Annotated in this window: 11 protein-coding genes; 9 read left to right on the forward strand and 2 right to left on the reverse strand. The window is 41.5% G+C overall.

Going from position 1 to position 14,394, the window contains the following annotated elements; genetic code table 11:
- Positions 1-2: 2 nt before the first annotated feature.
- Entirely contained in the window at positions 3-1,139 is a 1,137-nt protein-coding gene (locus MK127_03465; protein MCH2531857.1) for an amidohydrolase family protein, read from the reverse strand.
- A gap of 167 nt (positions 1,140-1,306) precedes the next feature.
- Here MK127_03465 and sufB point away from each other — a divergent pair, with 167 nt between their 5' ends.
- From sufB to MK127_03490, 5 genes are read left to right on the forward strand one after another with little or no spacing between them, the layout of a single operon-like run.
- Positions 1,307-2,758, forward strand: coding sequence for a Fe-S cluster assembly protein SufB (gene sufB / locus MK127_03470; protein MCH2531858.1), 1,452 nt, complete (start codon positions 1,307-1,309; stop codon positions 2,756-2,758).
- Positions 2,758-3,510, forward strand: coding sequence for a Fe-S cluster assembly ATPase SufC (gene sufC / locus MK127_03475; GenBank protein MCH2531859.1), 753 nt, complete (start codon positions 2,758-2,760; stop codon positions 3,508-3,510). Before sufB ends, sufC begins: the two co-directional genes overlap by 1 nt.
- 9 nt (positions 3,511-3,519) lie before the next feature.
- Positions 3,520-4,878 (forward strand): Fe-S cluster assembly protein SufD, encoded by a 1,359-nt coding sequence (sufD, locus tag MK127_03480; protein ID MCH2531860.1) that lies wholly within the window; start codon positions 3,520-3,522, stop codon positions 4,876-4,878.
- Positions 4,871-6,109, forward strand: a complete 1,239-nt coding sequence (locus MK127_03485; GenBank protein ID MCH2531861.1) for a cysteine desulfurase — start codon at positions 4,871-4,873, stop codon at positions 6,107-6,109. The genes sufD and MK127_03485 overlap by 8 nt, the downstream gene beginning before the upstream one ends.
- Positions 6,096-6,563, forward strand: coding sequence for an SUF system NifU family Fe-S cluster assembly protein (locus MK127_03490; GenBank protein ID MCH2531862.1), 468 nt, complete (start codon positions 6,096-6,098; stop codon positions 6,561-6,563). Before MK127_03485 ends, MK127_03490 begins: the two co-directional genes overlap by 14 nt.
- Here MK127_03490 and MK127_03495 read toward each other — a convergent pair.
- Positions 6,556-8,964 (reverse strand): endonuclease MutS2, encoded by a 2,409-nt coding sequence (locus tag MK127_03495; protein ID MCH2531863.1) that lies wholly within the window; start codon positions 8,962-8,964, stop codon positions 6,556-6,558. The genes MK127_03490 and MK127_03495 overlap by 8 nt on opposite strands.
- A 104-nt stretch (positions 8,965-9,068) precedes the next feature.
- On the opposite strand from MK127_03495, the gene coaE reads away from it, so the two are divergent.
- Genes coaE through MK127_03515 form a run of 4 tightly spaced genes read left to right on the forward strand, consistent with a single transcriptional unit; the run spans position 9,069 to position 14,377 of the window.
- Entirely contained in the window at positions 9,069-9,683 is a 615-nt protein-coding gene (coaE, locus tag MK127_03500) for a dephospho-CoA kinase (protein MCH2531864.1), read from the forward strand.
- A gap of 3 nt (positions 9,684-9,686) precedes the next feature.
- Complete coding sequence (locus tag MK127_03505; protein MCH2531865.1) at positions 9,687-10,556, forward strand: CbbQ/NirQ/NorQ/GpvN family protein; 870 nt, start codon at positions 9,687-9,689, stop codon at positions 10,554-10,556.
- A 12-nt stretch (positions 10,557-10,568) separates the two neighbouring features.
- Positions 10,569-11,186, forward strand: coding sequence for a CoA pyrophosphatase (locus MK127_03510; GenBank protein ID MCH2531866.1), 618 nt, complete (start codon positions 10,569-10,571; stop codon positions 11,184-11,186).
- A complete protein-coding gene (locus MK127_03515) occupies positions 11,183-14,377 on the forward strand; it encodes a hypothetical protein (GenBank protein ID MCH2531867.1) in 3,195 nt (1,064 codons plus the stop codon). The genes MK127_03510 and MK127_03515 overlap by 4 nt, the downstream gene beginning before the upstream one ends.
- The last annotated feature ends 17 nt before the right edge of the window (positions 14,378-14,394 follow it).

A 14,394-nucleotide genomic window follows, 5' to 3' on the forward strand; every position in this document is an offset into this window, starting at 1 on the left:
CCTTAGTCTTTTATCCCGTACAAACGAATGCAATTGTCCCATAGAATTTTTCGTCTAACGTCTGCTTTAATGTCAAGATCAAAAAACTCGTTCATTGAATCTGGAAATGCACTATCAGGGTGCGGATAGTCGGTAGATATAACAGTGAATTTCCCATTAGTTGCATTAACCCAGGGCAGTGCTAAGTGCTCATCAGCCTCCATAGAAATCATACATTGTCTGTAGAAATACTCGCTAGGCTTTAGAATCAACGGACTATCAGTATATTTTTGCTGCTGGTCATCAATTCTATAAAGAAACCAGCTCAACCAAGAACAATTAGCTTCGAGAAAGGCGAACCTCAGTTGAGGGTGCCTTTCCATAACTCCGCTAAGGATAAGTCCTCCCATAGCTCCCATTATCTGAGATGGAAAACTAATTGCATGTGTGAGCGTCCGGCCTGCAGGATGACGAAGATATTTCCTGCTAATGTCCTCACGACCCGGAGCTGTGGAAGTGCCATGCAAGCACACTGCAACATTCAATTTTTCTAGTGCATCCCAAAGAGGTTCCAGTTCGGAATCGTAAAGTAAGCGGCCGTTGACTGGTTCAGGGTGTAATGTTACCCCTACAAATCCTAGCTCTAGAACTGCTCTTCTGGCTTCTTCAATTGCCATATCCACGGCCTGTAAAGGGAGAAGAGCAATTCCTTTCAGCCGGGATGGAGAAACTTGACAATAATCGTACATCCAATTGTTATAAGCTCGGCATAAAGCAGTTGCATATTCAGGTTCTAAGTCGTCCAAACCCAGAATCCAAGTTCCCCCGTTGGTGCGGAATAAAGCTGCTATATCTACACCTTCCAAGTCCATCGCAGCCAATGTTGTAATAGGATCAAATTTGTTATCAAAAGCATGGACGTGAAACTCGGTACTTTGCTTTTTTTGCTTCAATCCTTTATTGGCTTCGAGGAACTCCGGCCATTCGTTCCATATAGGGAATTGAACTCCATCAATTACCCAAGTATCTACACCCGTTAGGTCACTTCGTTGCATAACAGGCATTCGTGAGCGGTATTCTCCTTCCAAATAATCCTGAAAAAGATTAGCTGGTTCTACGACATGTATATCACTGTCAAAAATTTTAAATCCGTTTTTCATATATTTATTTTTAGAACATATAAAAATTTAGTCAATAGAATGAGCGTTTTTTACCTGAATATCCTTGACACAGCTACGTAGTAGCTCTAGCCTATTGTTGACCAATCCTATCGACAATTAAACAATACTACTCTTCGTAGTCATCTTGCATGGTGCAATGGGAGAATATGGCTAATCGCTCAGTAAATGAAATAGCTGAACAATCTTACAATTACGGCTGGTCTACAGAAATTGAAGAAGAGTCCGCTCCCTTCGGACTCAATGAAGATATCGTAAAGTGGATATCCCACAAGAAAAAAGAGCCTGAATGGCTTCTTGAATGGCGATTAAAAGCATTTAAGCATTTCGAGAAACTCCTCAAAAATGAACAATTGCCCAAATGGGCGAACATTAGCCATCCGCCTATCGACTTCCAAGCATATAGGTACTACGTAGCACCTAAGCCAAAATTAGAACTAGGCAGCCTCGATGAAGTAGACGCTGAAATCTTGCGTACGTACGAAAAGTTAGGAATTCCTCTAGAAGAGCAAAAAAGGCTTTCAGGAGTCGCGGTAGATGCCATTTTTGACAGTGTTAGTGTTGCTACAACGGCTAAAGATACACTGGCCAAATATGGCGTAATTTTTTCATCTGTTTCAGAAGCAGTCAAAGAGTACCCAGAATTAATAAAGAAATATCTTGGGTCAGTAGTGCCTTATTCAGACAATTTTTACACCGCCCTTAACTCAGCAGTGTTTTCCGATGGGTCTTTCGTTTATATACCAAAAGGAGTGAGGTGTCCTTTAGAGTTATCCACCTATTTCCGAATCAATGCTGAAGGATCTGGTCAATTTGAGCGTACATTAATTATTGCAGATGATTCTTCTTACGTAAGTTATTTGGAAGGATGCTCCGCTCCAATGCGCGATGAAAATCAATTGCATGCTGCAGTCGTAGAACTAGTTGCTCTAGACAATGCTGAGATAAAGTACTCCACTATCCAGAATTGGTACCCCGGAGACGAGAATGGAAAAGGTGGTATATACAACTTCGTAACAAAACGAGGAAAGTGTGCGGGCGCATTTTCTAAAATTTCGTGGACCCAAGTAGAAACCGGTTCTTCCATCACATGGAAGTACCCTAGTGTCATTCTCCAAGGAGACAATTCAGTAGGGGAGTTTTATTCAGTTGCGCTCACAAAAGGACGCCAGCAAGCAGACACAGGTACAAAAATGACTCATATCGGTAAAAATACCTCTAGTCGAATTATTTCAAAAGGCATCTCTGCAGGCAACGGGAATAATACTTACCGAGGTTTAGTTAAGGTCCTTCCCAATGCAATTAATTCCACTAATTTTACGCAATGTGACTCATTACTCATTGGCGATCAATGTGGAGCTCACACTATTCCATACCTAGAAATCGAGAATCCTGCTTCAAGTGTTCAACATGAAGCATCTACGACAAAAGTCAGCGAAGAGCAAATATTTTACTGTCAACAAAGAGGCCTTCGCCCCGAAGATGCACAATCTGTAATCGTGAATGGCTTTGTGAGAGATGTAGTACGTAGATTACCTTTAGAATTTGCAGTAGAAGCAAATAGGCTTTTAGAAATAAATTTGGAAGGCACAGTAGGTTAATGCTAGAAATTAATAACTTGCATGCACAAGTCGGGGGAACCCCGATTCTACAGGGTGTTACTCTGAGTATCAAAGAAGGCGAAACTCACGCTCTGATGGGCCCCAACGGTTCAGGGAAAAGTACGCTGGCATACATTCTCGCAGGGAAACCAGGCTATGAAGTAACCCAGGGTACGATTTCATTTGATGGCGACGACTTGGTCAAATTAGCTCCTGAGGAACGAGCACGCAAGGGTTTATTTTTGTCTTTCCAACATCCTATCGAGATACCAGGGGTTCGACTGGACCATTTTTTACGAGCTGGCTACAACGAGCTGATGAAAAGTAAAGAAGCCGAAGAATTAGACCCGCTCCAGTTTGATCGCCTAATCCGCACTAGAGCAAAATCAATTGATATGGATACTAATTTAATTAAACGCTCGGTGAATGAAGGTTTTTCTGGTGGTGAAAGAAAGCGGAATGAAGTTCTACAAATGGCGGTGCTAGAACCCAGGCTTCGGATTTTGGACGAAATCGATTCCGGGCTAGATGTAGATGCGTTAAGAGAAGTATCAGAAGGTATTAATCAATTAGGCACATCCCATTCATCAACATTAGTAGTAACGCATTACGAGCGAATATTAACTTATCTAAATCCTGATTTTGTGCATATCCTAATCAACGGGAAAATAGTTCACTCAGGAGATAAGACACTTGCGAAAGAAATTGAAGCTCATGGCTATGACTGGCTAAACCCTGAACAGGATTCATAATCTCCAGCAATGCCTCTAAATTCTCTTCCCACAATCACTCAGCAATTTGAATCTTTCGACACTGGACGAGGGACGTCCCAACCTGCTTGGGTCCGTAATTACCGTAAAGATGCATTTGCAGAATTTAGAGCAACGGGGTTCCCCACTGCTCGCAAAAATAACGAATTATGGAAATATACAAATGTTTCTCCCATTGCTTCGACAGAATATAAATTCCCTGCTACCGAAGCGAATAAAATACTAGAAACAGAAAATTATGACTTGCCTTGCCCTCGCGTATACCAAATTGTTTTCGTAGACGGTAAGTACGCACCTCTTCTCTCCAGTCAACCATCCAGAAACGTTACTGATGAAGCTGGCGTAATTACTGCATATGCCGAAAATCCGATTGTAGGAAGACTGGCAGACGGCATCGAGAACCAAAACCCTCTAGTTAAAAAAAGCTTAGGGCAGCCTTCGTCGATGGAAATGAAGCACTTTGTCGCACTAAACGCATCATTCCTAGACGATGGCGCATTCGTCTACATCCCAAATAATACTCATGTCGCAGAGCCCATTTATTTACTATTCATATCCACAGGCACTGGTGAAACTGCTTCTTATCCTCGGACTCTAGTTGTAACAGGGGAGAACAGCAGTGCTACGGTTCTACAGAGCTTCGAAGGATTAGGAAATCAATCTTACTTCACTAATGCAGTTACAGAAGTAATCGCTGGCCAGAATTCTTATCTGTCACTTTATAATTTCCAAAGAGAGAATAACCTCTCTTCACACGTATCTTCTACTTACATCGAGCAATACAGAGGAAGCCAAGTAGATTCAATAAGTATTGATATTGGCGGGCATTTAACGAGAAGAGATATCAAGTCAAAATTACTAGAGCCAGATAGTAAAATTAAGCTATATGGACTCTACTACGGGAGTGCAAATCAACACATTGATAATCACACATACGTTGAGCATATGGTCCCCTACACTTCTTCAGAAGAAGTGTATAAAGGTATCCTTGCTCAGAATTCTACTGGCGTCTTTGTAGGAGATGTATACGTACATCCTAAAGCGCAAAAAATAACTGCTAATCAAATCAATAAAAATATACTACTGTCCCAGTCTTCAAAAGTTTATACACAGCCAAAACTTCAAATATTTGCAGATGATGTGGTCTGTACTCATGGGGCGGCTGTAGGGCAATTGGACCTTGATGCAATTTTTTATATGAAAAGCCGAGGAATAAACGAACTGTTAGCAAAGCAGCTACTACTCAAAGGATTCACTTCTGATATTTTGCAGGCCGTAATTCACGATGCATTACGGCAGTACCTTGAGCAAGCAACACTAAATGCACTTGGGGAGGAAATTTATGTATGACATCAATTCTGTTCGTAAAGACTTCCCTATACTTCATCAAAAAATAAACGGCCATGATCTTGTTTACCTTGATAACGCGGCAACATCACAAAAACCTAAATCCGTAATCGATGAACTTGTAAATTATTATTCGAGCTATAATGCGAATGTGCACAGAGGTGCTCATACTTTAGCAGTTAAGGCAACGGTTGCTTACGAAGAAGCTCGGGAAAAAATCGCAGCTTTCATAAACGCCCCTTCTCCCGAAAATATCATATTTGTCAGGAACACTACTGAAGCCATTAACTTAATTGCACATACTTGGGCAATGGATAATATCCGAGAAGGTGATCGTATTGTTTCCACTGAAATTGAGCATCATTCCAATCTTGTTCCCTGGCAACACGTTGCAAATACTCAAAACGCTACATTAGAACTCATCAAGATAGACTCAAATTACGAGCTGGATTTAAGCGAACTTGACCAAATAATTAATTCAAAAACCCGGCTTGTAGCTCTTACTCATATGTCTAACGTGCTAGGAACAATTGTCCCGGTCAAAACAGTCGTGGAGGCAGCTAAAAAAGTTGATGCCAAAGTATTAATTGATGGTGCACAGAGCGTTCCTCACATGCGTGTTGATGTTCAGGATATAGGATGTGACTTCTTTACGTTTTCTGGACATAAAATGTTAGGGCCGACTGGCATTGGGGTTCTGTATGTTTCCACAACTATCTTAAAAGAACTCAATCCATTTCTTAGAGGCGGGGAGATGGTACTTGAAGTGACTTACGATCGCGCTAGCTGGGCGCCTCCCCCGATGAAATTTGAAGCAGGCACACCCAATATTGCTGATGCTATAGGCTTAGGAGTAGCAGTAGATTACCTAAATGAAATAGGTATAGACATGGTCCGACAGCACGAAGTATCGATCACTAACTATGCTTTAGAACGCTTTCATGAATTGGAAGAAATCACGACCTATGGTCCAAATGATACTAATATCAGAGGAGGTGTGATTTCATTCTATATTGACGATGTACATCCGCATGATATAAGCCAAGTTCTTGATAGTTTAGGGATTGCGATTCGAGCCGGCCATCACTGCGCCATGCCTCTGGTAAAAAGCAAGCTGCATGTACCTGCAACTGCAAGGGCAAGCTTCTACCTTTACAATACTGAAAGAGAAGTTGATCTATTAATTGATGGGCTCAAAAAAACGATGGAGTATTTCAGTAATGCAAATTCCTGAGGGCTTGGATGACTTGTATCAAGAAGTAATTCTTGATCATTACAAAAAACCTCGACATAAAGGATCTCTTGTTGCTCCTGATCTGAAATCAGAAGGTTTTAATCCTTTTTGCGGTGATCAAGTCATACTGTCTATAAAGCTATCAGATACTGGAAGTGTCAGTGAGATTGCTTTTGACGGTGAAGGTTGTTCAATAAGCCAAGCATCCGCTTCAATGCTTGTTAGTAACATCTATGGCAAACACTTGAGTCATGCAGAGACATTGATTACAGATTTTAAAAATATTATGCAAGGTGCAGATTTAACCACAGACCAAGAAGAAAATATGGGAGAGTTACTAGCTCTTCAGGGAGTAAGAGAATTCCCAATTCGAATAAAATGCGCCCTCTTAGGATGGACAACTTTACAAGATGCAATTTCTGAGTACAAAGCTCAAAGAAATTTCATTATTTAGAAGATGGAAGCGTAATTTCTGTAACTCCTTCACCTCCTTGCGGCCTAGAAGCAAATCGATAATCATCAACAAGCTCGCTTTGAGCTAAATATTCCCAAAGAATTCTTCTGAGAGTACCGCTTCCTTTACCGTGAATAACTCTAATCTGAACAAGTCCATCAGTGATTGCGTGACTCAGGAACCCTAAAAATGCCTCCAGTGCCTCATTAGAGTCCATACCGCGTACATCCAATTCGGTTTCTACGGAATTACCTGAGTAAAAATCTTTGCCTCTAGAGGTTACTAATTTCTGATTAGGCAGAGGTTTTTTCTCTGTCAATTTCAAATTGCTCATATGCAATTTCAGTTTTGCAGAGCCAACCAAAACCAAAGTGTTTCCGTGTTCATCAGGTTCCTCAAGTAACTCACCCACAAAACCCAAAGGCTCAATTTGTACAAAATCCCCAGTCTTTATCTCAGGTATGACATAGGCCGCACTAGGTTGTTTTTCGAGCCATTTTTTAGACTTCAGAGCTCGTTTTGTTTGGTCTAATTCTGCAAATGCATCATCAATTAGATCATTATCAAATCTTGAGCCAGACAATTTTAACCATTCGGCAAACGACGATGCCTTTTTCAGCTTAATCGTGACAGCTCGAACCTGTTCTATTAGTTGTTTCTTTGTTTCTAAAATCAAAGTTTCTTCTGACTTACTTATCTGCTCAATTTTGCGCCTGAGTTCATCTTCCAAATGCGCTGCCGCAATCCTTTGATTCTCTGCTTCTTCTAACTTCTTGCGCGTTGCAAAGCGTTCATTCTGAATATCTAGAAGAAGTTTCTCTGTCTCCTGATGTACGGGTGATAAAAATCTCAAAGCGTAATTGATTATCTGAAGGGGTAAACCTACCCTCTTAGCAGTTTCAATCGCATAACTTCGACCAGGAATACCTTGCGTTAGTTTATAAGTAGGCTCTAGCGTTGCGGGATTTAATTCAACACTAGAATTCTCAATTCTCTTGTGCTCTGTAACGTAAGAGGCAACCGAGCGATGATGTGTGGTAATTACAGAAAATGCCCCAATAACGTCAACTAAGTGCGACAGCACTGCAATTGCTAAAGCCGATCCTTCTTCTGGGTCCGTTGAACTGCCCAGTTCATCAAGCAATACGATCGAAGATGAAGTTGCAGATGAAATAATTTCTTTTATCGATAATAAATGAGAACTAAATGTAGAAATCGACTTCTCTAAATCTTGCTGATCCCCGATATCAGCAAAAACACCATCAACTATAGGTAGGCGTGAATTTCGATCACAAGGAATCATCAGCCCAGCCTGGCGCATCAAAATTAGTAGCCCCAATGTCTTCAGTGATGCAGTTTTACCTCCCGTGTTCGGTCCAGTTATCGCGATAGACATAATTTGCCCAGAAAATCTAAACGAAACTGGTATCGCGGAGCTCCCTAGTAGTGGATGACGTGCTTCAAGTAGCTCAATGCAATCAGATGCTTCAGTCAAGCCAACACCTTGATAAGTCATTGCGTAGCGTGATTTTGACAATGCCAAATCTAAACGCCCCGCAATATTTAACGCGGCAAGGCACTTAGATGCAGTACGAGCAATTTCCGTTGTTAAGTTCCGTAGTATGTGTTGAACTTCATCTTGTTCTGCCGCGTGCTTCTCTTTCCAATTATTCGTGGAATTAACAGCAGTAAACGGCTCCACAAATAATGTAGCACCAGAATCAGATACCGCATGAATAATTCCAGGAATTTGACCTTTATACTCAGCTTTTATTGGGAGTACCAACCTATCTGAGCGAAGAGTGACGATGTCATCTTGTAATGCTGTTCTAGCTTGCTCAGAATTAATCATTGATTCAAGTTTTTTCTCAGCTGCCTTGAACGCAGCTCTGCTTTCAAAACGTAACTGCGACAAACGAGGAGTTGCTTGATCAAGCAACTCTCCGTGGGAAGAAAGGCAATTCCTTAATTTTTGTTCGATAGCTTTGAAATCAGCGATGTTTCTCGTGAGGTCATACAACAAGGGAGTGTCAGTTCGAAGTTTTGATCCGAGGGATTTTGCTTGGCGTACATGCGAATATCCATCAGCCACTATTATCAGTTCCTCACCGGAAAGAATTCCTCCTTTAAGAGAACGTAAAAGTGCCGGCCTAGGATCTCGTGAGAGCGAAAAATTTTGAGCAAACTCAAGTATCCTATTTGCTTCTAAAGTTTCTCTCTGCAAATATAGAACTTGATCTGTATCAAATCTTGGCAAAAGGCTATAAGCAAGCTCGCATGACACAGGCGATCTAGTATGGGTACTCAACATTTCAATTACGCGAGGAAACTCAAGCGCCAATATTGATTTTTCTTGGACACTTAAATTTTCTCGGGCTGTAGGTTGGTTTGTCTGTTCCATAGGGGAATTTTACTAGTTTAATGCAATGATGGTACACCTGAACTACGCATGCTAGAATATTGCATTGGCCAGAGCATCTGAAATTGAAAATGAACGGAGTTTTCATGTTGGTCATAGGCCTTACAGGTGGTATAGGAGTTGGGAAAAGCGAAGTTGCGAATGTACTTTCAAGCTTCGGTGTACCGATAATTAATGCTGATAAAGAAGGGCATAAAACTTACGAGCACGGAACCATTGGCTGGCGAAGAATTGTAGAGCTCTTTAGCAGCGAGATACTTGGAGAGGATGGTGAGGTCGATAGAAAAAAACTTGCAGCACTTGTATTTAACGATTCAGATGCTCGCGCTTGGCTTAATGCTGCCATTCATCCGTTAATTCGAGAACAAGTAAGTAACGTTATTGGCTTCTACGAAAAGGTAGAAAAAAAGAAAATAGTAATTCTTGATGCAGCGCTTTTGTACCAAGCAAACTGGCATGATTTATGTGATGAGGTATGGTTAATTACCGCAAATCCTGTAGATTTGATATACAAGAGACTTGCCAAGAGAGGGCTCACATCTGAAGAAATCAAAAAACGACTCGATTCTCAGGGCGACTATGAAGCACTCATTGACCGCGCAGATGTTCATATAGAAAATTCTTTTTCTGTTAGAAATTTACATAAGACTGTGCACTCAATCTGGGCTGACAAAATCCAAGCATTACAGAAGGAAGATTAATCCATGGCAGAAAAAACTAAAGATTTGTACCAGCAACACAACATAGAAGAATATTTCGTCGAAGATGAACCTTATTATTTGCCTGTCGGTGATGAAATAGAAATCTTTGAAGCAGCTTATGCTCAGCGCGTTCCCATCCTTTTAAAGGGACCAACCGGCTCCGGTAAAACAAGGTTCGTAGAGCATATGTCCTGGCGCCTCAATGATACTCGCAAAAAAAATGATAAAGGCGTTCCAATCTCTCCACTAGTAACAGTTGCGTGCCATGAAGATCTCACTGCAAGCGATTTAGTCGGTAGGTATTTATTAGAACCTGAAGGAACAAGATGGATTGATGGTCCTTTAACTAGAGCCGTAAAGCATGGGGGTATTTGCTATTTAGATGAGGTAGTAGAAGCTAGAAAAGATACAACAGTATTAATCCATCCACTTGCTGACCATCGAAGGCTTCTCCATATCGAAAAAATTGGTGAGGTACTTGAATCACATCCTAATTTCCTTTTAGTTATCTCCTATAACCCCGGATACCAAAGTGCGCTAAAGGATCTAAAACATTCCACTCGTCAAAGATTTGTAGCAATAGAATTCGATTTTCCTCCTAGAGAGCTTGAAGGCCCCATTATTGAACATGAAAGTTCAATTGAATCATCTATTGCTAGTCAATTAGCGCTACTAGGCGAAAAAATCAGGAACCTTGTTGGTCAAGGATTGCAAGAAGGAGTAAGTACTCGACTATTAATTTATGCAGGGAAATTGATACAACAAGGCATTTCTCCCAGACGGGCGTGTGAAGTTGCCGTGGTATGGGGTTTAACCGATGACCATGAAACTCAGGCGAGCGTAATGGAAGTAGTTACCTCAATATTTCCATAAAAGATAAATTTCATGTCCATAAGTACTGAATCAGAAATTTTTATTGCATCATTGAAACATGCTCTTGCCAACAGGGAGTCCATTTTTGATGCAATCGATGGAGCAAAGCTAGCTTCAATTTTGATTCCGCTGCAATTCCATGACAACAAATGGCATGTAATTCTCAACGTACGATCGCAGAATGTAAGCCTCCATCAAGGTGAAATTGCTTTCCCTGGAGGAAAATTAGAAGACGATGATGAAAATATGTTTTCATGTGCACTAAGGGAAACTTGGGAAGAAATGGGAATCTCACCAAATACAGTTGATGTCTTAGGGAATTTAGATGGAGTTTTGACAAGAACGAACTATCTCGTGTTCCCTGTAGTAGGAGTTATTCCTCACCCTTATGAGTTTGATACTAAATCAAAGGAAGTAGAGGAAATCATAGAAATCCCCTTACATTCTTTAATGGATGACGAGGTTCTTCGTTATGAAGCGCGCCTTAATCCAGACGGAAGCTTGCTCAAGCGAGTGGCTTTCGCGCATGAAAAGTATTTGGTGTTTGGTGCAACAGCTTGGATTCTCAGTCAATTTGTAGAAATTGTTAAATCTATGAACTATATTCGACCATTACAGGAGATTAAGTGACGAACGACCACGGTCAATTAATTAGTGAGCTTAAAAAGCACCCTTCTGCATTAATATCTGCATATGAAGGTGCAGTAGATTCAGTTTCCAAAACTCTAGGACCAGCACCGACCATGCGTTGGGCCCAAGACGGTGTCCGTATTGCCCAGCAGGGTCCTCGTGCGTGGGAAGCAGCTACAGAATATTTCAGAGCATCTTCCGACGTTGTAAAGTTAATCGGCTTTCCTCAATTTGAACGGTGGGTTGAGAGCGGGATTGAACTAACCGTCGAAGCTCCAGTTATAGCGGCTGCATTTTTCAGAGCCAGTCCAAACGTACTTCCAGTATTAGCTCCCAGGCATATCTCTGGTTGGGCTTCGTTAGGGCGAGGTCTTTCGAGAGGTACATGGAAATCTTCAAGTCTGGCTGCCAGGTTTTTTGATATAAGTGATGAGTTAGTCCAAAACGTCAATTTCCATGAAATGCAGCTTTTCGTCGCACTGGTACAAAAGCTTGCCTCACGTTCCTATGACCTTGCTGCTGAAGCTTTAGTGCTTGGGCAAAGAGTGTTGCCCAACGTCACAGAAAAAGAAGAAGTTATTTCATTAGCAACAGTACTTGCCGAGACTAGTTGGCGCGAGGTCAGGGGCTCATTTGAAGCAGCTAGTCGAGTTACCCTGTCGATTGAAAAGCGTCTGCGGCCGAGGTATTTTGCATTGGCAGAAAGATTAGCGCAGAACGGGCTAGTTAACGTCGCCGGATTCATGGTAGATAGTTCCCAATCATTAGCTAAATTACCGCAAGACGAGCAATCTCAAGTACTAGAGCGAGCTGAAGTGCTAGCCGATTCATCCGCAGAAGCTGTAAGTGCATTTCTAAGAACCGCACCTCATGTGCTAGACCGAATTAGCCTCGCGCAGTTGGAAATATGGTTCAATCGAGGCCTTGAATATTTAATCGACAATCCTGATGCTGGAGTAGCTTATTTCAAATTAGAGTCGGCGCGCGCTGAAAATCTTATAGACCAGCTATCTTCAAGCATCGAATTCGAGAAGGTGCAAAGTTTACTTCGCATGTATTCAAATGCTTTAGCGGGCACTGAAGTTGAACTGAATACCACTGCAGATATTACTCATCGAAATATCGGCTGGCTTTCTGTGGAACTTGCCACTACAGATGGAAAAAGCGTTTTTCTACCACCAGTAGTGGATTCTTACGAATCGAAAAAGGAAAATTTTGCTTGGCTTAAAGTGGTAACGACCCATCAAATTGGGCATTTGGAATTTGATAGTTTCAAGTTTAATTTTGAAGTTCCGTCATCCAATTTCAATGATTACCGTCAAGGATTGGCAGAAGGTATTGGGGTTGTACCAAGTTCAACTGACATGTCTTCATTTTTTGATTTATTTCCTGAGCGAGCGCTAGCAGCAGATATTTTATCCATCGTAGAAGGTACTCGAGTTGATACGCGCTTAATTTCTCAGTATCAAGGACTAGCGTCTGACTATAGACGTGTTCAAAATGAAACACTTGGAAAGCGCCAGCCCATTCAAAATATGCCAGCTAAGCAAGCTCTCGTTGAAATGCTTATTCGGCTAAGTTTGAATGAAAATGAACCTATTCGCGTTCCCAAAAAATATTTATACGAAGCAGCCCAATTGGCAGGGTTAATGCAAGCAATAAAAGACCAATCTTCTAAAGTTGAAGACTCCGCTGAAGCAGTTATTCGTATGTATCATTCACTTTCAAAAGTTGCAAATGAATTAATCCCTCCAGACGACTGGGAATTATTAGACCCATCTAATGCTAGTTATGAAGAACCTACCCTCGAGGAAATAATTAAACAACTTCTTTCAGATTCAGAGCAGTCACAAGAAGAAGCCTCAGGTGATGACTATGAATCGCCTGATGATGTTGATTATAGGGGGGATTTCAAGCCTGAAATGGTTCAATTATTATCACAAATGCGGGGTCAACCAGAGGCCGGTGATGAGGATGGCAGCGAAAATACCCAAGGGATTTCACAAGCTGAGATTGAACAGGCATTAAGGGACTCCACTGAGATAGATTTTGATGACGATGCTGAAGTCACCACCGTAGCAGCAAACATGATGAAGGAAATGGGCACTGATATGCCCCAAAACCCAGCAGGGTCTGGGTACAATCAGATTCCGCATGTAGACGAAGAAGGTGGTCCATTAGAGGCATTGGAGCCTCGCTCTTTTGCGTACGATGAATGGGATTTTCGAGCTAATGACTATAGGCCCAGATGGTGCATCGTACAGGAACGTTTAGGGGTATCGGGAGAAACCTCTTTCTACAATGACACTCTTCATTCTTATGCAGGCTTGGTCGATCAAATAAAACGCCAATTTGAATCAGTACGACCAGAAATGTATAGAAAGGTGAAAAGGCTTCCTGAAGGAGAAGATGTCGATATTGATGCTGGAATCGAAGCATTAATCGACCTTAGAAATCGAATGACTCCAGATGAACGAATTTATTGGCGCAGAAACAAAGATGAACGTGATGTAGGTGTTGTTTTTCTACTAGATATGAGTGCATCGACTGCAGAGGCTGTAGAAGAAAGCACTAAAGAATCTGAATGGAATGCTCCAGGTGATCCCGTTGCTTACACTGCTTGGTTGAGAGCAAGAAGGGGTGAAACCGCACGTCGTCCTTACAAGAGAATCATCGACGTAGAGAAAGAGTCAATGGTTTTGCTTATGAATGCCTTAGAAGCAATTGGTGACCGCTACGGTGTTTATGGGTTCTCTGGTTTCGGAAGAGAAAATGTGGAATTTTATGTAATAAAAGAAGTTGATGAGCAACTTACAGATCGCGTCAAACGCAGGTTGGATAAAGTCGCACCTTTACATGCAACCAGAATGGGACCCGCAATAAGGCATGCCACTACAAAATTAAGCAAAATAGATGCAAAAACAAAATTCATGTTTGTCATAAGTGATGGTAGACCACAAGATAGAGGTTATTCGCGTGAGGGTGTGGAAAAAGAATATGCGGTACAAGACACTAGAATGGCCCTTATGGAAGCAAGGCAAATGGATATAACCCCGTTTTGTCTAACTGTAGATCGTAATGGACATGATTATCTACGCACAATGACAGGAGATTTGAACTACGAAGTGCTTCCCGACATAATGGAACTCCCTCGACGTTTACCCCAGTTATACAAAAAAATCACCCTGTAACATTTATTGGAGAAAAT

This window comes from Dehalococcoidia bacterium, from assembly GCA_022449765.1.
Taxonomy (GTDB): Bacteria; Chloroflexota; Dehalococcoidia; order Lucifugimonadales; family Australimonadaceae; genus UBA2963.